Here is a 23597-nt window from a genome sequence, read left to right as displayed (position 1 = left end):
CGATCACGAAATTCGTGCGATTGGGAAAAGCGAGCGACGGCAAGCACGGTGCACGGGATCAATTGCAACGGCCAATGGCCGGATGTCCGACATGCACGACGATGTCATCATGCTCCTGTCTTGCCCGACGGAGCAACCGATGCACCAGGTGGCTAAAGCCTGATGGGATGAGACCCGACTAGCCCTCCGACAGAGGTGCATTCCCTCCCCCCTTGTGGGGGAGGGCTAGGGAGGGGGGTAGCCCAGGAAAAGGTGTCGGTTGTTGATGATGCACCGAGGGCAGGTGCGCGATCGAGAGAATCCCCGTGTGGCCCCCCTCCCTGGCCCTCCCCCCACAAGGGGGGAGGGAACGGAGAGGGTGCTGCTGTCGGCCGCACTAGCTTCGATCTCATCCCATGAGGCTTCTAAGCCATTGATTCCGCGCGCCCCGGCTACTGTGCATGGGGTTGTTTTTCAGGTTTTTGATTGAATGTCGCAGGAGCGGCCGTCGCGAGACCCGTCAGCCGTGCCGGAAGCCCATCCGGAACGCGCCCCAGTGCTTGCCGCGGATCATGATCGGCGAGGACAGGTCCTTCATCAGCACGAACTGCCCGCCGCCCATGTCGCGGCGATAGGTCTGGAGCAGGAACGGCTTGGTGTTCGCCGCGACCTTCTTCACCGCGCGATCGGTGAACAGGCGGCGGTTGCGACAATTGGCGTTGTTCCAGACCGGGTCCTTGCCCTGCGGCAGGCGGTAGTTCGGATTGTGGGTCGGCAGGTAGCCGCCCTTGGCCCAGGCGACGCAGAACACGATGCGGGGGTCGGCTTTCTGGATCGGATCCTGGATGGCGGGCAGCACGCGATCGGTGAAGTCGACGTAGTTGGTGAGATACTGCTTTGGATCGGTGCCGGGAATCTCGCGGTACTGCTCGTCCATGAGCTGGTCGAGCGTGATCTCGCCGCGATCGATCGCGGCCTCGAACTCGGCCGAGATCCGCTTGGCGGTCTCGACGACCGCGCGGATCAGCGGCGCGTCCGACGTCTCCACGCCGCTGTCGGCGATCATCGCGATCAGGCCTTCGGAGGTGTCGAGCAGCTTGGCCACCCGCTCGTCGGCGTATTTGAGGTCGCGCGAGGAGAGGTCGACGCCCTTGGCGAGCTCGTTGAGCTCGCTGATGACGGTGTCGCAATGGCCGAGATTGGAGGTCGCCGCGCGCGCGACGCTGTCGATCTCCGCTTCCACGGAGGCGAAGCCCTGCTGGACGCGCGAGATGATGCTGGAGATCTGCTGGGCGCCTTCGCCGGCGGTCTTCGCGCGCTGCGAGGCGTCGCTGCTCTCGCCAATCAGGCCTTCGATCTGGCCGTCGAGATCGCGCACGGTGTCGGAGATCTGGTGCGTCGCCTGGCGGGTGGCTTCCGCGAGGTTCTTCACCTCGCTTGCGACCACCGCGAAGCCGCGGCCGGCATTGCCGGCCCGCGCTGCCTCGATGGTGGCGTTGAGAGCGAGCAGGTTGGTCTGCTTCGCGATCGCCTCGATCGAGCCGGACACCTTGGCCACCTGCGCCAGCGCCGAGCCGACCGCGCTCAGGCGCGCCTCGATCCGCCCAACGGCGGCGACAAGCTCGGAGATGTGGCTGACGGCGGTATCGACCGCGCTGCGCGACTGCGCGATCTCGCCGACCGCCGCGGACGTCGTCGTTTGCACCGCCTGCGACGCATTGGCGATGTCGTGGTTGGCCGAGACCATCGTCTCCGCCGTCTCCTGGAGGTGATGGAACCGTTCCGACTGGTTCGCGACGCGGTTGGCGACTTCCTGGACGTTGCCCGCGATGTCGGCGAGCTCCACGCCGAGACCGCCGATGCGGTCGGCGAGCTGGTCGATCAGGCGTTCAGCCAGCGTCCGGTTCGACCCGGTGTCCAATACTGCAAGTTGTGCCAGAGACATGTACGGGTTTTCTCCAGTCAGAGCCGTGGATTGGCTCTCGGCGGCATTCCCATTCCAGTTTCGACCTTAGAGGATGATTCGCGAGCGGCGTCTTGCCCAGGAGTGCACGAGAGCGGGCACTACAGCTTGTAAGCTGTGCGGAATCCGCCCCAGTGCCGGCCCTGCACGCGGATCGGGACGTCGATTTCGCGCATCATCACCGTATTCCCGTTGCCCATGTCGCGCGCATAACTCTGGACCAGGTACGAGCGCAGGTTGCGCGCGGCCGCGAGCCCCGCCGGATCGTTGAAGATGCGCCGGTTGCGGCTGTTGGCCGTGTTCCAGGCGGCGTCGCCCGGCCGCTGCGGATGCGAATAGATCTTGTTGTGCACCGGCAGGAAGCCGTTGCGGTCGACCATGGCGCAGAACGCCATGCGCGGTTCCTTGGCGAGAAACGCTTCCTGGAACGGCGGCAGTGCGCGGTCGGCCCAGTCCAGATATCTAGTGCGGTATTGCTGTGGATTGGTGCCTGCGATCTCCACATAGTCGGTGTCGAAGAGGTCGTCGATCCCGACCTCGCCGCGTGCAACCGCCTGCTCGAAGATTTGGGTCAGCGCGTTGCCCGCTTCCATGGCGCGGGTGACGAACTCCGTGTTCTCCTCGTGGATCGACCACAGCCGGTCTTCGATCTTCTCGCGGAGCTCGGCATCGGGATTGACGAAATGCGCGCGGGCTCCGGCCTTGGACTGCTCGACGACGCGCAGGCGGCAGGCGCCGACCAGTTCGAGGCTGCCTTCGATGATCGCTTGCGGCGTCAGCCGGCCCGAGTCCGCACCGCCAATCAGCACGCCGTCCATCGCGATCTCGTAGACCGGCATCACGCCGCGCGCGCTCTCGAATTTGAGATGGCAGGGCAGGCGCTCGGTCTTGCGGCGGTCGTCGTGCTCGCTCTGGCGCAGCAGCACCGCGCAGCGCGATTTCAGCTTCTGTGCGAAGGTGGTGACCGCCTTGCCGGCGCTGGCGACGTTCTCGCCATGGGTCTCGGCCGCCTTGGTCGCGGCATCGATCTCGGCCGCGCTCTGGCCGACCGAGACGATGAACTCCGAGGCGCTGGCGGCATTGCCGGAGACTTCGCTCGTGGTGGCATTCTGCTCGGCGACCGCGCCGTTGACGGTCTCGAATACCGGGCGGATCGCCTCGATCGCCTGCGAGATTCGGTGCACGGCATCGGCGGAGCCGGCGGCGTCGCGCTGCAGCGCGTCGATCTTTTTGGTGATCTCTTCCGTCGCGCCCTGGGTCTGCACCGCGAGTGCTTTCACTTCGGTCGCGACGACCGCAAAGCCCTTGCCCGCAGCGCCCGCGCGCGCGGCCTCGATGGTCGAGTTGAGCGCGAGCAGCGTCGTCTGCCGCGCGATCTGCGCGATCAGATTGACGACGTTGCCAATGGCGGCGGAGGACTCGCGCAGTCGGTCGACATTGGCGCGGGCTTCCTGCGCCGCGGCACTGGCCTCGTCGGCGAGCTTGCCGGCCGCGCGAACCTGCGCGCCGATGCCCAGCGCGGACTGGGTGAACTTGTCGGCGGCATGGGCGAAGGTGGATGCGGTCGACTGTGCGGCGTTGGTGCGGCCGGTCAGGGCGTCGGTCCGGTCGCGGATGGCCGCAAGCGTCGTGGCGGTCGCTTCGGCGCCGCCGGCCACCGAATTGGCGGCGCGCTCGAGCTGGCGAATCATCGCGCCCAGCTCGAGTTCCAGCAGTTCCAGGATTTCCCTGGCAGAATCGCTCTCAGCGGCCGGGCCGGGCTCGGAATGGGCCGGCGGCGGCGCAGCCTGCGGGGCGGCCGCGGGCGCAGCCATGTCCGGCAGACGCTTCCGAAATAGTCCGAACGCCATCAGGTCTCTCTTGTCGGGGGACGGTCGTACGCTATTTTCGCAGGCCGGAATGAAGTCAGGGTTAACGATGCCTGACATCTGGGCAAAGGCCACTACGGTGTTACCTTAAAGTCGTAGAGCCTCTTTCATTCCGGTGGGTTGGCGGCCTATAAGGCCGCGCTTCCCACGCTCACCTTAGGCGCACGATTCCTTTACGAGACCACGCATGGCCGGACATTCCCAATTCAAGAACATCATGCACCGCAAGGGGCGGCAGGATGCCCAGAAGTCGAAGCTGTTCGGCAAGCTGGCGCGGGAAATCACCGTCGCCGCCAAGCTCGGCACGCCCGACCCCGCCATGAACCCGCGCCTGCGCGCCGCCGTGATCGCCGCGCGCGCGGAGAACATGCCGAAGGACAATATCGAGCGCGCCATCAAGAAGGCGCTCGGCAGCGACGGCGAGAACTATGACGAGATCCGCTACGAGGGCTATGGCCCCGGCGGCGTCGCCGTCATCGTCGAGGCGCTGACCGACAACCGCAACCGCGCCGCCTCCGACATCCGCTCCTTCTTCACCAAGTCGGGCGGCAATCTCGGCGAAACCGGTTCGGTCTCCTTCATGTTCGACCGCACCGGCATCATCGAATACGACCGCAGCGTCGCTTCCGACGACGCGGTGCTCGATGCCGCGATCGAGGCCGGCGCAGACGACGTCGTCTCCGGCGAAAGCGGCCACGAGATCTACGCCTCGACCGAAGGCTATCGCGACGTTGCCAAGGCGCTGGAAGCCAAGTTCGGCGAGCCGCGCAAGGCCGCGCTGATCTGGAAGCCGCAGAACACGGTCGCCGTCGATGACGAGACCGGCGAGAAGCTGCTCAAGCTGATGGACCTGCTCAACGAGCACGACGACGTCCAGAACGTCTACGCCAATTTCGAGGTGTCGGACGCGCTTGTTGCCAAGATGGGCGGGTAGGGGACACACGAACGGTGCGCTCCCTCGCCCCGCTCTGCGGGGAGAGGGTTGGGGTGAGGGGCTGTTTCCGCGTCGGCGGTGATAGAGGGACTCGTGGAGAGTCCCCCTCACCCGGAATCCGCGCTTCGCGCGCATTCCGGCCTCTCCCCGCAAGCGGGGAGAGGCGAAGAGCGACACTTCCCCTGTTACTTCCGTTCTGTTTCTGTTTCCCCCGCCGCAGCCAGCCGCTATCACTGGCCCATGACTGCGCTCCCGATTCGTGGCCCCGTTCGCATCATCGGCATCGACCCTGGCCTCCGCCGTACCGGCTGGGGCGTGATCGAGGCTGAGGGCAACCGCCTGATCTATGTCGCCTGCGGCTCGGTGGAACCGCCGGACGACCTGCCGCTGTCCAGCCGCCTGCTCGCGATCCACGAAGGGCTCGCCTCTGTCCTGTCCGATCACAAGCCGATGGAAGCCGCCGTCGAGCAGACTTTTGTGAACAAGGACGGCGTTGCGACGCTGAAGCTCGGCCAGGCCCGGGGCGTCGCCATGCTGGCGCCCGCAATGTTCGGCATCAGCGTCGCCGAATATGCGCCGAACCAGGTGAAGAAGACTGTGGTCGGCGCCGGCCATGCCGACAAGCAACAGATCGCGATGATGCTGAAGATATTGCTGCCGAAGGCCGAACCGCCGTCAGCCGACGCTGCCGACGCGCTCGCCATCGCGATCACCCACGCCCATCACCGCCAGAGCACGGCGCTCAGGCTGAAGGTGGTGGGAGTTTAAGTTCGAGTCATGAGGCGCAACATGAGCCGCACGCACACTCTTCTCCCTCCCCCCTTGTGGGGGAGGGTTGGGGAGGGGGGTAGCCCCGGGCGCCGGCGTCTGTGGCTTACCCCCCTCCCGGATCGCCTTCGGCGATCCGACCTCCCCCACAAGGGGGGAGGTAACAAGAAGAGCGCTGCGCAATCATGATCGGCAAGCTGAAGGGCCTGATCGATTCCTACGGCGAGGATTTCGTCATCCTCGACGTCGGCGGCGTCGGCTACCAGGTGCACTGCTCGACGCGCACGCTGCAGCATCTGCCGTCGCCCGGCGAGGCCGCCGTGCTGTCGATCGAGACCTATGTCCGCGAGGACCAGATCAAGCTGTTCGGCTTCCGCACCGACCAGGAGCGTGAATGGTTTCGCCTGCTCCAGACCGTGCAGGGTGTCGGCGCCAAGGTCGCGCTCGCGGTGCTCGGCACGCTGGCGCCCTCCGACCTCGCCAATGCGATTGCGCTGCGCGACAAGGCCGCGGTGGCACGCACGCCGGGCGTCGGCCCCAAGGTCGCCGAGCGCATCGTCACCGAATTGAAGGACAAGGCGCCGGCCTTCGCCAATGTCGATCCCGCCGTGGTGCATCTTGCCGGTGCCGTCGACGACCAGCGCGCGCCGCGCCCGGTGGCGGATGCGATCTCTGCGCTGGTCAATCTCGGCTATGGCCAGCCGCAGGCCGCCGCGGCCATTGCATCGGCCTCGCGCAGTGCGGGTGAAGGCGCCGAGACCGCGCAGCTCATTCGCCTCGGTCTGAAGGAACTCGCGAAGTGAGCGATCCCAAGGCCAACCGCATGGTCTCGCCAGAGCGCCGCAGCGATGATGTCGGCGACACCGCGCTGCGCCCGCAATCGCTGTCCGACTTCGTCGGCCAGCAGCAGGCGCGCAAGAACCTCTCGATCTTCATCGAGGCGGCGCGCAAGCGCGGCGAGGCGCTGGATCATGTGCTGTTCGTCGGGCCCCCCGGCCTCGGCAAGACCACGCTGGCGCAGATCGTGGCCAAGGAGCTCGGCGTCGGCTTCCGCGCCACGTCGGGTCCCGTGATTGCCAAGGCCGGCGATCTCGCCGCCCTGCTGACCAACCTCGAAGAGCGCGACGTGCTCTTCATCGACGAGATCCATCGCCTGAGCCCTGCGGTGGAAGAAGTGCTCTATCCCGCGATGGAGGATTTTCAGCTCGACCTCATCATCGGCGAGGGCCCGGCGGCGCGCTCGGTGAAGATCGAGCTGTCGAAATTCACCCTCGTCGGTGCCACCACGCGTGCAGGCCTCCTCACCAATCCCTTGCGTGACCGTTTCGGCATTCCGGTCCGGCTCAATTTCTACACGATCGAGGAGCTCGAGAGCATCGTCAGCCGTGGCGCGCGCGTGCTGAACGTCGGCATGAGCGCGGACGGCGCCAACGAGATCGCGCGCCGCGCCCGCGGCACGCCGCGCATCGCCGGGCGCCTGCTCCGGCGCGTGCGCGATTTTGCTTCCGCCGCGGATGCCGACACGATCGATCGCAAGATCGCCGATCACGCGCTGAGCGCGCTCGAGGTCGATGCCGCGGGCCTGGACGCCATGGACCGCCGCTATCTCACCACCATCGCGATGAACTATGGCGGCGGTCCCGTCGGTGTCGAGACGATGGCCGCAGCGCTCTCCGAGCCGCGCGATGCGATCGAGGACATCATCGAGCCCTATCTGATCCAGTGCGGCTATCTCCAGCGCACCCCGCGCGGCCGCCTGCTCACCTCGCACGCCTTCCGCCATCTCGGTCTCGCCGAACCCAATCGCGATGCGGCGCAGTTCGGTCTGTTCGGCACCGACGAAAGCGACGACTGATCGCCGAGGTCGATGAACCCGCAGGTTCCATCCCAGCACTAATCCGAACGCGCAGCGAACGGGATCGCCGCACACGGACTGGAGTGGGAAGGAATGGAGCCGATGGACGACACGAGGCTGCTCAAGATCATCGCGGCCGCGCCGCAGCTGCGCACGCCTGACGAAACCGAGGCGTTGCTGGATTCGATGCCGCTTGGCGAGCTGGCGTCGATGTGGTGCGCGCTTCAGCGCGTCAGCCGTCGCGACCAGGTCGGCAGCATCTGGGCCATCAAGGTCTATTTCGACCATCTGCCGCATCGCCGGCCGCAAGCCGCGCTTGATCTCGTGCTCGATGTGCTCAAGACCGAGGCCGACAAGCCGACGGTGATGCAGCTGAACGACAAGTTCCTGCTGGCGCTATTCTATGCGCATGGCAAGGAGATGATGGCGCGTGTCGAGCAGGAAGCCGCGCACAATGACAGGCTGCGCTGGCTGCTGGGCGGCGTGCATGTCGGTCCCGACGATCCCTTGATGTCGCGTATTGCAAGCCTGGCCGATCGCGAGGCGTGGCATGCCGACCATCTGGCGCAGCGCACGCCGCGCGAGCCGCTCGATTGCGCCAACATGTCGGTTGCCGAGCTCGCGCGCGCCTGGGTCGAGCAATATTCCAGATCCGAGCGCGACCAGGACGACAATCTGTTCGCGATCATGGATTTCGAGCGCGACCTGCGCGAGGACGATCCCGACAGGATGATCGACCTGATCCTGGAGATCCTCAAGATCGAGTCCAACCCGGTGCTGCTGTCGCTGCTGGCCGCCGGTCCCCTCGAAGACGTGATCAGCGCCGGGACGATCGACCGCATCGAGCGCGAGGCGCGCGCCGACGCACGTTTTCGCGACCTGCTCGGCGGCGTCTGGTACTACCGCGCGCCCGACGAATTGAAGGCGCGGCTGGATGCGCTTATCGGCGAGAGCCGATGGTAGCGCTTGTGCAGACGGTCTGCACAAGAGTACCCCAATTCCGCTTCAATCGGACCGCATCAAGACGCCGTAGCAGAAGCGGGCTTCCATGATCACGCGCCGTCATCTCATCCGTTCCTTCGGCGGCCTGTCCGCCCTCGGCTTCTCGACCGCCGCCTACGGCGTCGGTATCGAGCCCCACCGGCTCGGCGTCACCCGCTATCATCCGACCCCGCGGCAATGGCCGGCGGATCTGCCGCTCAAGATCGCCGTGATCGCCGACGTCCATGCCTGCGATCCCTGGATGTCGCTGGAGCGGATCGAGGCCATCGTCGACCGCGCCAATGGCCTGAACGCCGACCTCATCGTGCTGCTCGGCGACTATGTCGCCGGTCTTCACCAGGTCACGCGCATCATTCCCGCGAACGAATGGGCCAGGGTGCTCGCGGGCCTGAAGGCGCCGCTCGGCGTCCACGCCGTCATGGGCAATCACGATTATTGGGTGGACACGGCCGTGCAGCGGGCCGGGCATGGCCCGACAGTGGCGCATCGTGCGCTCGAGGCGGCCGGCATTCCCGTCTACGAGAACGACGCCGTGCGCCTCACCAAGGACGGCCGCCCGTTCTGGCTCGCCGGCCTCGGCGATCAGCTCGCTTTTCTGCCGGCGCGGCGCTTCCGGAGCACGGGGCGCTTCGGTGCCGACGATCTCACCGCGACGCTCGCCAAGGTCACGGACGATGCGCCAATCATCCTGCTCGCGCACGAGCCCAACATCGCGCCGCGCGTGCCCGCGCGCGTCGCGCTGCAACTGTCCGGCCACACCCATGGCGGCCAGGTTCGCCTGCTCGGCTGGTCGCCCGCCGTTCCGCGGCAGCACGGCCTCCGGCTCGCCTATGGTCATGTCAGGCTGAAATGCGACGTCATCATCTCCGGCGGGCTCGGTTGCAGCTTCATGCCGCTCCGTGTCGGCGTGCCGCCGGAGATCGTCGAGGTGACGCTGGGAAGGACGGGGCCGGCGGTGGCGTAACCCGCGCTTGCACGGCCGGCTGTTTTTGCGCAAAACGGGCTGGTTGCAAAAAGCAAAGAGGCTCGCGACGTGACTGCCCATCTCGACGGCGAGATCCGCGACGGCCGCCACCACATGCAGGTCCGCGTCTACTACGAGGACACGGATTTCTCCGGCATCGTCTATCACGCCAATTATCTGCGCTTCATGGAACGGGGGCGGACCAATCATCTGCGGCTGATGGGCGCCGAGCAGCAGGCGCTGTTCGAGCAGCCCGCGACGGAGGACTCCGGCTTCGCCTTCGTGGTGCGCTCGATGCACCTGGATTTCCTCAAGCCCGCGCGGATGGACGACGTGCTCGACGTCGTGACCTGGCCGATCGCGGTGAAAGGCGCCTCCATCATGCTCGCACAGGAGGTCCGGCGCGGCGAGGACGTGCTGGTCAAGGCCGAAGTGCGCGTCGCCTTCATCAGCGGCGGCCGTGCCCAGCCGATCCCGAAGTCGATCCGCACGCTGATGAAGGCTGATCTGATTTCGTGATCGCCCGATTGGTGATGGCCACTCGACTCCGCCGGCTGCGGCGATAGATTTGCGGCCCCGACCAACCGATGAGGCCACCATGTCGCGTCCGCCGCTTCCCCCCTTTACCCGCGAGACCGCTGCGCAAAAGGCCCGCATGGCCGAGGACGCCTGGAATTCGCGCGATCCGGTACGTGTCTCGCTCGCCTATACCGAGGACAGCCGCTGGCGTAACCGCTCCGAGGTGTTCCAGGGCCGCGAGGCCATCGTCGCCTTCCTCACCCGCAAATGGGAGAAGGAGCACGACTACCGCCTGATCAAGGACCTCTGGGCCTTCGACGGCAACCGCATCGCGGTGCGCTTCCAGTACGAATGGCACGACGCGAGCGGCCAGTGGTATCGCTCCTACGGCAACGAGCAATGGGAGTTCGACGAGCGCGGCCTGATGAAGCGGCGCGAGGCGTCGATCAACGACATCATGATTGCAGAGAAGGACCGCCGGTTTCATTGGCCCGCGCCGGGGCCGCGGCCGGCGGATGTGGCGGGGTTGGGGACGGATCCGTTCTGAAGCGCTTCCTCTCCCTCTCCCCGTTCTTACGGGGAGAGGGTTGGGGTGAGGGGCTGCTTCAACAAATTCGATGGCAGACGGACTCGCGGAGAGTCCCCCTCACCCGGATTGCATCTTCGATGCAATCCGACCTCTCCCCGCAAGCGGGGCGAGGTGAAGTCTCACCGCCTCGCCAGAAACCGCGTAATCGCCCCACCGAGCTTCGCGTTGTCCAGCGGCTGCGCCAGCGACGCGCGCGCCGTGGCGACGACGTCATCCGGCGCCTTGCCGTCGCGCAGCTCGCAGCACACTTGCGCGAACTCCACGTCGAACTCTGGATGCGGCTGCACGGTCAGCGTCGCGCCGTTGGCGTAGAGCAGGCCGGCATGCGGGGTGAACTCGGACGAGAGGATCGTCAGCGCGTCGGTCGGCGGCTCGACCACCTGGTCCTGATGTGAGGCGGCGATCGCGACCGCTTCGCCTTCGACGACGCCGTTCTCGGGCAGCACCTGATAGACGTGCCGGCCGATGCCCCAGCCTTTCTCCGACTTGCGCACGGTGCCGCCCAGGGCCTGCGCGATCAATTGATGGCCGAAGCACACGCCGACCATCGGCGTCTTGTTGGCGTAAGCCGTACGCACGAAATCTTCCAGCGACGCGATCCAGTCGAGCCCGTCATAGACGCCGGCGGCCGCGCCGGTGATCAGCACGGCTTCGAGCTTGCCTGGATCGGGAAGTGCATCGCCATTCGGGATGCTGACCACGTCGACCGTGGCCGTCGGATCCTCGGCGCGGACCATGCGCGCGAACATGTCGGGAAACGAGCCGTGCTGCTCGCGATATTCTTGCGGGACCTGCCCGGTCTCGATGATGGTGATGCGTGCCATGTGCCCCCCAAGGTCAAAAGGACAAGGTCAAAAGGTTGCGATGCTCAGTCGCTTTCTGCCCCATGTTGCTGGTGTGGCGCTGGGCCCTCCAGCAGCGCGCTCTGCTTCCGCACCTCGTTGAGAAAGGCCTTGGCGAGGCGTGATAGCGGCTCGGCTTCCGACCAGAGCATGTAGGCGACCGCATGGGTCGTCGGCGTGAACGGCCGGACGACGAGGCCATTGCCGCCGTTCTGCCGCGGCGAGAACGGATCGACCACCGCGGCACCGACGCCGGCGGCCGCGAGCACGCAGGCGGTGTTGCAGTAGCGCACCTCGACGGTCGGCCGGAATGGCGCGCCGGCCCGCGCAAAACTGTCGCGCACGGCCTCGCCGAGGCGTGTGCCGCGCTCGAGCCCGATGAAGGGCAGGCCGGACAGATCCGCGGCCGAGATCACGGGCCGGTCGGCGAGCGGATGCTGCGGCGGCAGCACGCAGACCATCTCGCCGGTGTGCACCACCTCATGCGCGATGCCGGGATGATGCGTCAGCCCGAGCGCGAAGCCGAGCTCGGCGACACGGCTGAGCACGCCCTCGATGATGCCCTCGTAGCGCCGCACGTCGAAGAAGACGCGCGTCTCCGGGCGGCGGCGCAGGAAGCCCGACAGTGCGGACGGGATGATGCTGTAGGCAAGCGGCGGCGTCGCCACGATCGCAAGATGTCCGGACCGGTTCTCGCGCAGATCGCGCACGCGGTTCTCGAGTTTTGCGTGCAGCGCGAAGATCGCCTCGCTCTCCTTGTAGAGCGCCATCGCTTCGGCGGTCGGAAACAGCCGGTTGTTGACGCGCTCGAACAGCGCGAAACCCGCCTGTGCCTCCATGGTCTTCAGCGCGTTGCTGACCGCGGGCTGCGACAGTGCCAGCTCATCCGCCGCCGCCACCGTGGTGCGGTGGCGGATGACGGCACGCAGGATCTCGAGCTGACGCAGGTTCATATCACTGCCGATTATACTCAGGGCCAAAACATCATAGCAGAACGAATTGATTTTGCAGCCCCGCTTCCGCGTAATGGCGGCGGATTTGCACGTCGCATCAAGGGGTTCATTCGCCCATTGAGGCGGCACCGCGCACAGATTGGAGGCAATCTTGGTTCGTGTCCTTCGCGCCGCCGCCGCCCAGATGGGCCCGACGCAGAAAGCAGACTCGCGTGAGCATACGCTCTCGCGCATGCTCGCGCTGCTGGAGGAGGCCGCCGGCCGCGGCGCCAGCCTCGTGGTGTTTCCAGAGCTTGCCTTCACCACGTTCTTTCCGCGCTGGCTGCTGGAGGGCGAGGCGCTCGACCAATATTTCGAGCGCGGCATGCCCAACCCGGCGGTGGCCAAGCTGTTCGACCGCGCACGTGCGCTCCGTGTCGGTTTTTATGTCGGCTATGCCGAGCTGACGCCGGACGGCCGCCGCTACAATTGCGCCATCCTGGTCGATCGTGACGGCGAGATTCTCGGCCGCTATCGCAAGGTGCATCTGCCGGGCTCGGTCGAGCCGCGGCCGGGTGCGCGCTACCAGCAGCTGGAGAAGCGCTATTTCGAATATGGCGATCTCGGTTTTCCCGCCTTCCGGGCCGGTTCGGCCTGGGCCCACGCCATCATGGGCATGATGATCTGCAACGATCGCCGCTGGCCGGAATCCTGGCGCGTGCTCGGCCTGCAGGGCGTCGAGCTCGTCTGCATCGGCTACAATTCCGCTGCCTACGATCCGAATGGTGGCGCCACCGAAGACGGTGCCTTGCGCACCTTCCATTCGACGCTGGTGACGCAGGCCAATGCCTACATGAACGCGACCTGGGCGATCTCGGTGGCGAAGGCGGGCGAGGAGGACGGCTCCGGGCTGATCGGCGGCTCCTGCATCGTCGATCCCAATGGTCGCATCGTCGCGCAGGCCCAGACGCTGGCGGACGAGGTGGTCGTCGCCGACATCGATCTCGACCTCTGCCGCCAGGGCAAGGACAAGATGTTCAATTTCGCCGCCCACCGGCGGCCGGAGCAATACAGGGTGATCACCGAACGCGCCGGCGTCATCGAGCCGGCCGTTCTCGATGCGGACTGACCAAATGGCACGGCGTTGGCAAAGGAGCTGACATGACACGCCTCTCGCATTTTCTCAGCCTAGCAGCCTTGGCTGCCGTGACGTCGGCGCAGGCGGCCGAGCTTCCGGCGGAGATCAAGCAGGCGGGCGCGTTGAAGCTCACGGTCAACTCCACCTACGCGCCGATGGAATATCGCGACCCTGCGACCAACGAGCTGGTCGGGCTCGACATCGATCTTGCGAACGAGCTCGCCAAGCGGCTCGGCGGCCTCAAGATCGTCTGGAGCGAGACGCCGTTCGCCGAGTTGATCCCATCGCTCCAGACCAAGCGCGCCGATTTCATCATCTCCGGCATCTCGGACCGCGCCTCGCGGCGCGAGACCGCCGATTTCGTCGATTACCTCCAGACCGGCCCGCAGTTCTTCGTGATGGCGGACAGCGAGGCGAAGGCGGCGACCGATCTCTGCGGCAAGAAGGTCGGCACCACCCGCAGCACCAGCTTCCCGGTCGAGATCGAGAAGTGGAGCAAGCAGAATTGCGAGGCGGCCGGCAAGCCGGCGATCCAGTACGTGCCGGGCGAGAACTCGATCGACGTCCGCAACCAGCTCAAGCAGGGCCGCATCGACGCCGCCGTGCAGGGCAGCGAGACGCTGCCTTATGCGCAGACGCAAGAGCCCGGCAAATACCGCATTGTCGGTGAGGCCTTCGCCAAGGGTTATCAAGGCATCATGTTCCGCAAGGACGATGCGGCCCTGCGCGAGGTGGTGACCGAGAAGCTCACGGCGATGATCGCCGACGGCGCCTACAAGGCCGTTCTCGACAAATGGGGCCTTGGCGCGAACGCGGTCGCCCAGCCCATGCTGAACGCGGCGCCGCAATGAAGCCGGCGCCGGCACTCGCGGAGGGTTTCCCTGATTTGTCGGGGATGCGGATCGCGCGTGAGCCGCACTGGTTCCGCTGGCTCAGCGCAGCCCTGATCGTGCTGGTGCTGGCGGTGATCGTGCGCGCGTTTGCGAACGGCCAGATCGAATGGTCCTATGTCAGCCGCTTCCTGACTGTGAAGGTGATCCTCGAAGGCATCGTCAACACTATGGTGATGGCGGTGCTGGCGATGATGCTCGGGATCGTGCTCGGCATCGTCGTGGCGATCATGCGGCTGTCGCCCAACCCGGTGCTGAAGACGGTGGCCGCCGGCTACACCTGGCTGTTTCGCGGCACGCCGCTGATCCTGCAACTGCTGCTCTGGTTCAACCTCGCACTGGTGTTTCCGACCATCGGCATTCCCGGCTTGTGGAGCGCGCGCGCCGTCGACGTCATGACGCCGTTTCTCGCCGCGCTGCTCGGGCTCGGCATCAACCAGGGCGCCTACACCTCCGAAGTGATGCGCGCCGGCATGCTGTCGGTCGACATCGGACAATATGAGGCAGCGCAGGCGATCGGCATGGGACGGCTGCGCGCGCTGCGGCGGATCGTGCTGCCGCAGGCGATGCGCGTGGTGATCCCGCCGCTCGGCAACGAGTTCATCGGTATGGTGAAGGCGACCTCGCTCGCGAGCGTCATCCAGTATCCGGAACTGCTGCACAACGCCGAGAACATCTACTACGCCAATTCCCGCGTCATCGAGCTCTTGATCGTCGCCGGGCTCTGGTACCTGCTCGTGGTCTCGATCCTGACCCCGCTCCAGATGCTGCTCGAACGCCGTTTTGCACGCGGCACATTGCGGCTGGCGCGATGACAAAACCCCTCGTCGCGATCCGCTCCGTCAGCAAGAATTTTGGAGAGTTCCAGGCTCTCAAGAACGTCTCGCTCGACGTCTGGCCCGGCGAGGTGATGTGCTTGATCGGCGCCTCAGGCTCGGGCAAGACCACGCTGCTCCGCTGCATCAACCAGCTCGCCGCGATCGATGCCGGCGGCATCTGGCTCGACGGCGAGCTTTTGGGTGTGCGCGAGCAGGGCGGGCGGCTCCATCGGCTCACCGAACGGGAGATCGGGCGGCAGCGGCTGAAGACCGGCATGGTGTTCCAGCGCTTCAATCTGTTTCCGCACAAGACCGCGCTGGAGAATATCACCGAGGGCCCGACCCAGGTGCAGGGGCGTAAAGCCGACGAAGTGCGCACTGAGGCGCTCGAACTGCTCCGTCGCGTCGGGCTTGCGGCCAAGGCGGACGCCTATCCCGCGCAGCTCTCCGGCGGCCAGCAGCAGCGCGTCGCGATTGCGCGCGCCCTCGCCATGAAGCCGATGCTGATGTTGTTCGACGAGCCGACCAGCGCGCTCGATCCCGAGCTCGTCGGCGAGGTGCTCGCGGTCATGAAGGAGCTGGCGAAGAGCGGCATGACCATGATGGTGGTGACGCACGAGCTCGGCTTCGCCCGCGAGGTCGCCGACCGCGTCGTCTACATGGACCAGGGCGCGATCGTCGAGCAGGGGCGCGCCTCCGACGTGTTGGGCGCGCCGCGCGAGGAGCGCACCAAGGCATTTCTTTCGGCTGTGATCTGACATTGGGGGTGTGGTGATGAAGAGGCTTTTGGTTGCGGCGGCGTTCTTGGGCGCTATGACTGTTTCGGCGTTGGCGATCGAGCTGCCGCCTGACATCGCAAAGCGCGGCAGCCTCAAGGTGGCGCTGGTGCCGAACTATCCGCCGATGGAGTTCCGCGATCCCGCCACCAATGCGCTGTCCGGATTCGACATCGATCTCGGCGAGGCGATGGGCCGCAAGCTCGGCGTCAAGATCGAATGGACCGAGACCAGCTTTGCCGAATTCATGCCGTCGATTTCGACGGGGCGGGTGGATGCCATCCTGTCCGGTTTCACCGACTATGCGAGCCGGCACGAGATCGCGTCCTTCGTCGATTATTTGCGCAGCGGCCCAAAATTCTTCGTGCAGCAGTCCCGCGCGTCCGAGTTCAAGGACATGGCTGCGCTCTGCGGCAAGAAGGTCGGCGCCAGCCGCCGGACCATGTTTCCCGCAGAGATCGACAAGTGGAGCCAGAAGAACTGCGGCAGCAATCCGATCCAGTTCGTCGGCACGGACGGCTCGGCCGATGCGCGCACGCAGCTCAGGCAGGGCCGTATCGATGCCGCTGTGCAGGGCAACGAGACGCTGCCCTATCTGATGGATCTCGAGCCGGGCACCTATGCGCCGGTCGGCGATCCCTTCGCGACGCAGTTCACGGGCATCGCGCTGCCGGTCAAGGAAAAGGCGTTGCAGCAGGCGATGGTCGAGGCACTAGATGCGCTGATCGCCGACGGCACCTATCGTACGCTGCTGGCGAAGTGGAAACTGAGCGATAACGCAATAGAGAAGGCGACCATCAATGCTGGACAGTAAGGCACTCAAGAGCATCCCGCTCGTCCCGGCCAACACCGCGGATCCCGCGCCCGAATATCCCTGGCCGAAGCCGTACAAGTCGGCGATGTTCCTGTCGTTCGACGTGGATGCTGAGAGCGCATGGACCAGCAAAGACGCCGTGCACGCCCAGCGGCTCATCACCATGAGCTATGGCGGCTATGAGGCGCGCGTCGGCACGCCGAAACTTCTGGAGCTGCTCGACCAGCTCGATCTCAAGGCGACGTTCTTCGTCACGGGATGGTCGGTCGATGCGCATCCGGCGATGGCCGAATCCATCCTCAAGGCCGGCCACGAGATCGGCCATCACGGCTATCATCATCTGTTGCCCGATCCCGGCGATCCCTGGATCGAGGAGGAGCTGGAGCGTGGCTTCGAGGCGCTGAAGCGCCGGCTCGGCGTCAGGCCGACCGGCTATCGCGCGCCTTACGGCGAGTTCACCGAGGAGCTGCGCGTCGCGCTGGTGCGTCATGGCATCGTCTATACGTCCTCGTTCCGCGACGACGTCAGGCCCTATCGTCATCGTCTCGCCGACGGCAAGCCAGGCACGATCGAGCTGCCGGTGACCGCGAGCTATGACGACTGGATGCACGGCCTGTCCGCGCGCTTCAGCCCGCGCTCGATCTTCCCCAAGGAGCATGTGCTCTCGATGTGGAAGGACGAGCTGGATGAGGTCCGCGACTGGGGCGCGATGGTGACGACGGTGCTGCATCCGCAATGCAGCGGCCGTCCGATGCGACTGCGCCTGCTGCGCGAGTTCCTGACCTACGCAAAGTCCTGCCCCGACGTCTGGATCACCACCGGTGAGAAGATCGCGGAAAACTTCCTGCGCCACGAAGCCGGCAACCGCTGAGCAGTAGCATGACCCGCCGCCGCATCCTCGTCATCAACCCCAACTCCTCGGCGTCGGTGACGGCGGCGATCGACGACGCGGTCGCGCCGCTGCGGATCGTTGGCGGGCCTGACATCGAGGTGGTCGGCCTTGCCGAGGGCCCGCCCGGCATCAGCTTGCAGCGCGATGCCGACAGCGTGGTCATGCCGCTGGTGAACCGTGTGTCGCGCGACGATGCGGATGCCTTCGTGCTCGCCTGCTTCAGCGATCCCGGCCTGCATGCGGTGCGTGAGGCGGCCGGTGGCCGCCCGGTGCTGGGTATCGCCGAATGCGGCATCTTTCGCGCGCTGATGCTGGGCGAACGTTTTGGCATCATCGCGCTGTCGCCGTCGAGCATCCGCCGCCAGCAGCGCATGGCGCGGGTGATGGGCGTGGACAGCCGCTATGCCGGAAGCTGGTCGGTCGGCGCGAGCGCGGCGGAGACGGCAGCCGCCGACATCCGCGGCCGGTTGATCGACGCCGGCCGCGCGCTGGTCACCCAATGCCGCGCCGATGTCGTGGTGATGGGCTGCGCCGGCATGGCGTCCCACCGCGCGGCAATCGCGGATGCGATCGGCGTGCCCGTGGTCGAGCCGGCGCAGCAGGCGGTGGCCGCTGCGATCGGCGCGGTCTTGTTGAACACGTAATATCCTTCAGGAGCCCTTCGTAATGCCCATCTCCCGCCGCTCGCTCCTCAAGGCCGCCGCTGCAATGCCGGCGCTCTCGCTGCCGGGCATCGTCCGCGCCGAATCCCAGTCCACGCTGCGCTTCATCCCGGTTATCGATCTCGCCTTCGTCGATCCCATCTATTCGACCGCGCAGGTGTCGCGAAACCATGGCTTCATGGTCTACGACACGCTCTATGGCATGAGCTCCTCGCTCCAGGTCTCGCCGCAGATGCTGTCTGGTCACACGATTTCAGGTGACGGGCTGCAATGGGATCTCACCTTGCGTGACGGCCTGTTCTGGCACGACGGCGAGCGCGTGCTCGCCCGCGACTGCGTTGCCAGCATCCGCCGCTGGGCGGCGCGCGACGGCTTTGGCGGCGAGCTGATGGAGGCGACCGCCGAGCTCTCGGCCACTGATGACCGCACCATCCGCTTCCGCCTCAAGCGTCCGTTCCCGCTGCTGCCGCAGGCGCTCGGCAAGGCCGCGATCAACGCCTGCTTCATGATGCCGGAGCGGCTGGCGAGTCAGGACCCGTTCAAGCCGCTCACCGAGGTCATCGGCAGTGGCCCGTTCCGCTACCTCGCCGACGAGCGCGTGCAGGGCGCCCGCAATGCCTATGCCAAGTTCGAGCGCTACCAACCGCGCACCGACGGCAAGCCGGATTGGACGGCCGGCCCGAAGATCGTGCATTACGACCGCGTGGTCTGGACCACGACGCCCGATGCCGGCACCGGCGTCGCCGCGCTCCAGACCGGCGAGCAGGACTGGCAGGAGACCACGCCGCACGACCTGTTGCCGATCATCAAGGCCGCCGGCGATATCGACACGCGCATCCTCGATCCCCGCGGCTATGCCTGCATGCTGCGCCTCAATCATCTCCAGCCGCCGTTCGACAATCCCGCCGTCCGCCGCGCGCTGCTGGGCGCGATCGACCAGTCTGCCTTCATGACGGCGGTCGCCGGCACCGATCCGGCCTTCCAGGTGTCGCCCATCGGCTATTTCGCTCCGGGCACGCCGATGGCGAGCGAGGTCGGTCTCGACGTCTTCCGCGGCCCGCGCGACTACGCCAAGGTGAAGGCGGATCTGAAGGCCGCCGGCTACAATGGCGAGAAGATCGTCCTGCTCGTCCCCACCAACTCGCTGGCGCAGAAGCCGCTCGGCGAGATCGCCGTGGACTCCTTGCGCAAGGCCGGCATGAACGTCGAATATGCCGGGCTTGATTTCGCCGTCGTGTTGCAGCGCCAGCTCAAGAAGGACCCGCTTCCGCAGGGTGGCTGGAGCGCGGCGGTCGGCAACTGGCAGGGCATCGACTGGCTCAATCCGGCCGGCAACACCAACATCCGCGGCGAAGGCAAAGTCGCCGGCTGGTACGCGAGCGAGAAGATGGGGGCCTTGCGCAGCCAGTGGCTGGCGGCCTCCGAGCTCGCCGAGCAGCAGCGCATCTGCCGCGAGATCCAGGCGGTGGCGTTCGAGGAAATCCCCTATATTCCGATCGGCCTGTACAAGCAGCCGACCGCCTATCGCAAGGCCATCACCGGCATTCTCGACGGCACCGCCGTCTTCTGGAACGTACGCCCCGCATGAGCACGATCGCAATCTTCGGCAGCTATGTGCTGTCACGGAAAGACGGCGCGCAGGATGTGCTGCGCGACCATTGGGTCCTGGTCGAAGGCAAGAAGATCGCCGCGGTCACGCGCGACAAGCCGAGCGCGGACGAGGTCTACGACAGGCCCGGCCGCTTCGTGCTGCCGGGCCTGTTGAACCTGCACAATCACTGCTTCTCCGAAGCCGTGGCGCGCAGCCACAGCGAGGACGGCAACGGTCGCAAGAACAACCGGAGCATCGTCTACACGGTGCTGCTGCCGCTCACCAAGCGCGGTGCGGATATCCTGTCGGCGGAAGAGCGCATGGCGGTCGCGCGGCTCGGCATCCTCCAGCTCCTGAAAGGCGGTGCCACCACGGTGATGGAGCCGTTCCGCAATTCGATCCCCGAGATGTTCGACGCGGCGGAGGAGATGGGCATCCGCTTCTACGGCGCGCCCTATCTCTTCTCCACCTCCGACGCCAAGGCCGGTCCGGACGGTGTGGTTCAGTACTCCGGTGATGACGGCGCCGCCGACATGGCGACGTGGGATGCGCTCTATCAGCGCTGGAACAATCGCGGCGACGGCCGCATCAGCCTCGCGATGAGCCCGCACGCCACCGACACCTGCGGCCCCGATCTGCTCAAGGCCTGCGCGGCGCGGGCGCGCGAGCTCGGCGTGCCGATCACGACCCACATGGCGCAGAGCCGCGGCGAGGTCGAGACCATCGGCAAGCGCTATGGCGGCCGCACGCCGGCGGAGTATCTGGACTGGCTCGGCCTGCTCGCGCCCGACCTGATGGCGGCGCATTGCATGTTCAGCACCGACGACGATCTCAAGCTGATGGCCGCGCGCGGCATGACCGTGCTGAATTGCCCGCGCGTGTTCGCGCGTGCCGGCGTCACCGCCGCATTCAGCCGCTTCGCCGAGCACGGCGTGCGCACCGTGGTCGGCACCGACGGCTACAACATGGATCTGCTCGGCGAACTCAATGCGGCCTCGCTGATCTCCAAGATCACGTCCCAGCGCGCCGATGTCGCCAATTCACCGGAGTTGATCGAAGCGAACACGGCGGTCGCCGCCGACGTCGTCAAGCGGCCGGACCTCGGCCGGATCGAGCCGGGCGCGACCGCCGACCTCACGGTGGTCGATCTCACCCATCCGCATCTCCAGCCGCTGTTCGATCCGCGTCGCGCGCTGATCGCGCTCGCCAACCGCGCCAATATCGATCAGGTCATGGTCGACGGCCGCGTGCTAGTTGATGGCGGCCGCTATCTCGGCGCCGACGAAGCGGCGATCACCGCCGCCGGCAGCGCTGCGATCGGCAAGATCTGGGACCTGCCGGAGGCGCAGGCGGCGTTCAACGGCTGAGAGGCTGCCGGTGCTACGAAGACGGTGCGCTCCCTCTCCCGCTTGCGGGAGAGGGCAGGGGAGAGGGTTCTCTCCAACCGGGGACACTCCCGATGCGGAGAGAGCCCCCACCCGGCGCTTCGCGCCGACCTCCCCCGCAAGCGGGAGAGGTTGAAGCGAGCCTGTGGCCAAATCGTTTCAATCCCCAAATCGTTTCAATCCAAAGGTATTCTAATCCTCGAACTCCGCGAGCGACTTGCGCATGGTCTCGACCAGATCCAGCGCCACCGGCGAGGGGCTGCGCTGCGCCGGAAAGACCGCGGAGAATTCGAAGTCGATGCGCGGCAGGAAGCGGCGCACCACGACGCCGCGGGTGGAGAATTCCTGCGCGGTGAAGGGATCGCAGATCGCGACGCCAAGTCCTGACGACACCATGCCGCACATGATCTCCGACAGCGTGGTCTCCACCCGCAGCACGCGGCGGACATCATGGCGATGGAAGACCTGGTCGACGAGGTGCCGGCTCGACGATCCCGCCGACAGCGAGATGAACGTCTCGCCCTCGAAATCGCGCGGCTCCAGCACCTCTTTCTCCGCGAGGCGATGACCGGTCGGCAGCACTGCGACGCGCGCCAGCGCCGGCAGCCGCAGACTCGGCAGGCCGGAATGGGCGATCGGCACCTCGGCAAAGCCGATGTCGCATTGATTGTTCAGCACCCAGTCGACCACGATCGGCGAGATCACCCCGAAGAAGGCGAGGTTGAGGTTGGGGCGCTCCTTCAGGAAATGCCCGGCGAGCCGCGGCAGATAGCCGTTCGAGAGCGCCGGCAGCGCGGCGATCCGCAACGACCCGGTGCGGCGGCCGCGGATTTCTTCGGCCGCGGCAGTGATGCGTTCGAGTCCGACGAAGGAGCGCTCCACCTCGGTGTAAAGCGCCATCGCCGCGGCAGTCGGCACCAGGCCGGTACCGCGCCGCTCGAACAGCTCCATTTTCAACAGCGCCTGGAGGTCGCGCAGCAACCGGCTGACCGCCGGTTGCGTCACGGTCATCAGCGCCGCCGCCTCGGTCACGCTGCCGGTCAGCATCGTCGCGCGGAAGGCCTCCACCTGCCGCGAATTGATCCGCGCCATACCAAATTCCATTCATAACATTTAGGCATGCAGAGGGTGCCATTATTCATTGGACGATGGAAGTATAGGTTTGCGATCTTTTTCATCAGGACTGGAGACAGCCCGCTTTTTCGGCAGATTGGAGGGGTTTGGACCTCCAGATCGCGCCAAAACCCGCCGAACGGGGGCCGGAGCCCTGATCGGGGAGGAATTTGCGCGGAAGGAGATGCGGAAGGCGCTTCAGTCAGCGAAACACGTCGGCGCGTCACCTCATTCCGGTATTGGAGATCGGTCCACATGAAGACTTTTCGCCTTCTGACAGCGGTCAGCATCGCGGCTCTCGTTGCCGCCTCTTCGGCCGCCTCGGCCCAGCAGAAAACGCTCTATGTCGCCGGCTATGGCGGCTCGTTCGAGAAGACCATTCGCGACGAGGTGATCCCGGCCTTCGAGAAGGAGAACGGCGTCAAGGTCGAATACGTCGCCGGCAACTCCACCGACACGCTGGCCAAGCTTCAGGCGCAGAAGGGCAACCAGCAGATCGACGTCGCCATCGTCGATGACGGCCCGATGTACCAGGCGATCCAGCTCGGCTTCTGCGGCAAGCTCGAGGGCCTGCCCACCGATCTCTACGACACCGCCCGCTTCAAGGACGATCGCGCTGTAGCGATCGGCATCGTCGCGACCGGGCTGATGTACAACACCAAGGTGTTTGCCGAGAAAGGCTGGGCGCCGCCGACCTCGTGGAACGACTTGAAGGACACGAAATACGCCAAGCAGCTCGTCATCCCGCCGATCAACAACACCTACGGTCTCGAAGCGCTGGTGATGCTGTCGAAGATGAACGGCGGCGGCGAGTCCAACGTCGATTCCGGCTTCAAGATCTTCAAGGAGCAGATCAATCCGAACGTGCTCGCCTATGAGCCGTCGCCGGGCAAGATGACCGAGCTGTTCCAGTCCGGCCAGGCCGTGATCGCGGTGTGGGGCACCGGCCGTGTGCAGAGCTTCGCCAACACCGGCTTCCCCGTCGACTTCGTCTATCCGAAGGAGGGCGCGGCGACGCTGCTCACGACCGCCTGTCCGATCACCAAGCCGAACGCTTCGCCGCTCGCGTCCAGCTTCGTCAAGATGCTGCTCGATCCAAAAATCCAGCTCGTGATGCTCAAGGATTACGGCTATGGCCCGGTGCTGAAATCGCTGGCGATCCCGCCGGAGCTCGGCAAGATGGCGCCGATCGGCGAGCGCGCGGCAAAGCTCTATAATCCGGACTGGACGGTCATCAACGAGAAGCGCGAGGAGTGGACCAAGCGCTGGAATCGCGAAGTCGAACGCTGATCGTTCGCGGCGG

23 protein-coding genes are annotated in these 23597 nt (G+C 66.0%); 18 read left to right on the top strand and 5 right to left on the bottom strand.

The features are described 5' to 3' along the window. Positions 1–499: 499 nt before the first annotated feature. Together EI171_RS41075 and EI171_RS41070 are read right to left on the bottom strand one after the other, a co-directional pair. Positions 500–1924 (bottom strand): methyl-accepting chemotaxis protein, encoded by a 1425-nt coding sequence (locus tag EI171_RS41075; protein WP_161536587.1) that lies wholly within the window; start codon positions 1922–1924, stop codon positions 500–502. Positions 1925–2043: 119 nt separating this feature from the next. After that, positions 2044–3792 carry a methyl-accepting chemotaxis protein gene (locus EI171_RS41070; protein WP_161536586.1) on the bottom strand — a complete coding sequence of 583 codons (1749 nt, stop codon included), beginning with the start codon at positions 3790–3792 and terminating at the stop codon, positions 2044–2046. Positions 3793–3997: 205 nt separating this feature from the next. Here EI171_RS41070 and EI171_RS41065 point away from each other — a divergent pair, with 205 nt between their 5' ends. The 8 genes from EI171_RS41065 (at position 3998) to EI171_RS41030 (ending at position 10399) form a co-directional block, all read left to right on the top strand. Continuing rightward, positions 3998–4744, top strand: a complete 747-nt coding sequence (locus EI171_RS41065; RefSeq protein WP_161536585.1) for a YebC/PmpR family DNA-binding transcriptional regulator — start codon at positions 3998–4000, stop codon at positions 4742–4744. Positions 4745–4984: 240 nt separating this feature from the next. Further along, entirely contained in the window at positions 4985–5512 is a 528-nt protein-coding gene (ruvC, locus tag EI171_RS41060) for a crossover junction endodeoxyribonuclease RuvC (RefSeq protein WP_011084351.1), read from the top strand. 185 nt (positions 5513–5697) lie between these two features. Further along, the gene (gene ruvA, locus EI171_RS41055) at positions 5698–6315 is read left to right on the top strand and encodes a Holliday junction branch migration protein RuvA (RefSeq protein WP_011084352.1); all 618 of its coding nucleotides are present in this window, start codon (positions 5698–5700) and stop codon (positions 6313–6315) included. Positions 6316–6335: 20 nt separating this feature from the next. Further along, positions 6336–7367: a Holliday junction branch migration DNA helicase RuvB gene (ruvB, locus tag EI171_RS41050; protein ID WP_171463833.1), complete on the top strand. Its 1032-nt coding sequence runs from the start codon at positions 6336–6338 to the stop codon at positions 7365–7367. Positions 7368–7469: 102 nt separating this feature from the next. Further along, positions 7470–8330 carry a DUF6869 domain-containing protein gene (locus EI171_RS41045; RefSeq protein WP_246740398.1) on the top strand — a complete coding sequence of 287 codons (861 nt, stop codon included), beginning with the start codon at positions 7470–7472 and terminating at the stop codon, positions 8328–8330. Between the two features lie 85 nt (positions 8331–8415). Continuing rightward, positions 8416–9333 (top strand): metallophosphoesterase, encoded by a 918-nt coding sequence (locus EI171_RS41040; protein ID WP_161536583.1) that lies wholly within the window; start codon positions 8416–8418, stop codon positions 9331–9333. 114 nt (positions 9334–9447) lie between these two features. After that, positions 9448–9852 (top strand): tol-pal system-associated acyl-CoA thioesterase, encoded by a 405-nt coding sequence (ybgC, locus tag EI171_RS41035; RefSeq protein ID WP_246740660.1) that lies wholly within the window; start codon positions 9448–9450, stop codon positions 9850–9852. 79 nt (positions 9853–9931) lie between these two features. Next, a complete protein-coding gene (locus EI171_RS41030; RefSeq protein ID WP_161536581.1) occupies positions 9932–10399 on the top strand; it encodes a nuclear transport factor 2 family protein in 468 nt (155 codons plus the stop codon). A 161-nt stretch (positions 10400–10560) separates the two neighbouring features. Here EI171_RS41030 and EI171_RS41025 read toward each other — a convergent pair whose 3' ends face one another. Together EI171_RS41025 and EI171_RS41020 are read right to left on the bottom strand one after the other, a co-directional pair. Continuing rightward, the gene (locus EI171_RS41025; protein ID WP_161536580.1) at positions 10561–11265 is read right to left on the bottom strand and encodes a type 1 glutamine amidotransferase; all 705 of its coding nucleotides are present in this window, start codon (positions 11263–11265) and stop codon (positions 10561–10563) included. 44 nt (positions 11266–11309) lie between these two features. Beyond that, the gene (locus EI171_RS41020; RefSeq protein ID WP_161536579.1) at positions 11310–12236 is read right to left on the bottom strand and encodes a LysR family transcriptional regulator; all 927 of its coding nucleotides are present in this window, start codon (positions 12234–12236) and stop codon (positions 11310–11312) included. 151 nt (positions 12237–12387) lie between these two features. Between EI171_RS41020 and EI171_RS41015 the strand changes: the two genes are divergently transcribed. Genes EI171_RS41015 through EI171_RS40975 form a run of 9 tightly spaced genes read left to right on the top strand, consistent with a single transcriptional unit; the run spans position 12388 to position 21163 of the window. Further along, positions 12388–13344, top strand: a complete 957-nt coding sequence (locus EI171_RS41015; RefSeq protein ID WP_074077758.1) for an N-carbamoyl-D-amino-acid hydrolase — start codon at positions 12388–12390, stop codon at positions 13342–13344. Positions 13345–13376: 32 nt separating this feature from the next. Next, on the top strand, positions 13377–14204 hold the full coding sequence (locus tag EI171_RS41010; protein WP_011089941.1) for an ABC transporter substrate-binding protein: 828 nt from the start codon (positions 13377–13379) through the stop codon (positions 14202–14204). After that, positions 14201–15058 carry an amino acid ABC transporter permease gene (locus EI171_RS41005; protein ID WP_161536578.1) on the top strand — a complete coding sequence of 286 codons (858 nt, stop codon included), beginning with the start codon at positions 14201–14203 and terminating at the stop codon, positions 15056–15058. Before EI171_RS41010 ends, EI171_RS41005 begins: the two co-directional genes overlap by 4 nt. Continuing rightward, positions 15055–15819, top strand: coding sequence for an amino acid ABC transporter ATP-binding protein (locus tag EI171_RS41000; protein WP_161536577.1), 765 nt, complete (start codon positions 15055–15057; stop codon positions 15817–15819). The genes EI171_RS41005 and EI171_RS41000 overlap by 4 nt, the downstream gene beginning before the upstream one ends. 16 nt (positions 15820–15835) lie before the next feature. Next, positions 15836–16651: an ABC transporter substrate-binding protein gene (locus tag EI171_RS40995; protein WP_028172973.1), complete on the top strand. Its 816-nt coding sequence runs from the start codon at positions 15836–15838 to the stop codon at positions 16649–16651. Beyond that, on the top strand, positions 16638–17522 hold the full coding sequence (locus EI171_RS40990; RefSeq protein WP_028172974.1) for a polysaccharide deacetylase: 885 nt from the start codon (positions 16638–16640) through the stop codon (positions 17520–17522). The genes EI171_RS40995 and EI171_RS40990 overlap by 14 nt, the downstream gene beginning before the upstream one ends. 8 nt (positions 17523–17530) lie before the next feature. Next, a complete protein-coding gene (locus tag EI171_RS40985; RefSeq protein WP_161536576.1) occupies positions 17531–18187 on the top strand; it encodes an aspartate/glutamate racemase family protein in 657 nt (218 codons plus the stop codon). Between the two features lie 22 nt (positions 18188–18209). Further along, positions 18210–19793 carry an ABC transporter substrate-binding protein gene (locus tag EI171_RS40980; RefSeq protein ID WP_161536575.1) on the top strand — a complete coding sequence of 528 codons (1584 nt, stop codon included), beginning with the start codon at positions 18210–18212 and terminating at the stop codon, positions 19791–19793. Next, positions 19790–21163: an amidohydrolase family protein gene (locus EI171_RS40975; RefSeq protein ID WP_161536574.1), complete on the top strand. Its 1374-nt coding sequence runs from the start codon at positions 19790–19792 to the stop codon at positions 21161–21163. Before EI171_RS40980 ends, EI171_RS40975 begins: the two co-directional genes overlap by 4 nt. 210 nt (positions 21164–21373) lie before the next feature. Here EI171_RS40975 and EI171_RS40970 read toward each other — a convergent pair whose 3' ends face one another. Continuing rightward, a complete protein-coding gene (locus EI171_RS40970) occupies positions 21374–22273 on the bottom strand; it encodes a LysR substrate-binding domain-containing protein (protein ID WP_011089933.1) in 900 nt (299 codons plus the stop codon). 276 nt (positions 22274–22549) lie between these two features. Between EI171_RS40970 and EI171_RS40965 the strand changes: the two genes are divergently transcribed. Then, complete coding sequence (locus EI171_RS40965; protein WP_161536573.1) at positions 22550–23584, top strand: ABC transporter substrate-binding protein; 1035 nt, start codon at positions 22550–22552, stop codon at positions 23582–23584. Positions 23585–23597 lie beyond the last annotated feature (13 nt).

It is taken from the genome of Bradyrhizobium sp. LCT2 (assembly GCF_009931255.1).
GTDB classification, from domain to species: Bacteria; Pseudomonadota; Alphaproteobacteria; order Rhizobiales; family Xanthobacteraceae; genus Bradyrhizobium; species Bradyrhizobium diazoefficiens.
This window is presented reverse-complemented; position numbering and strand designations above follow the sequence as displayed.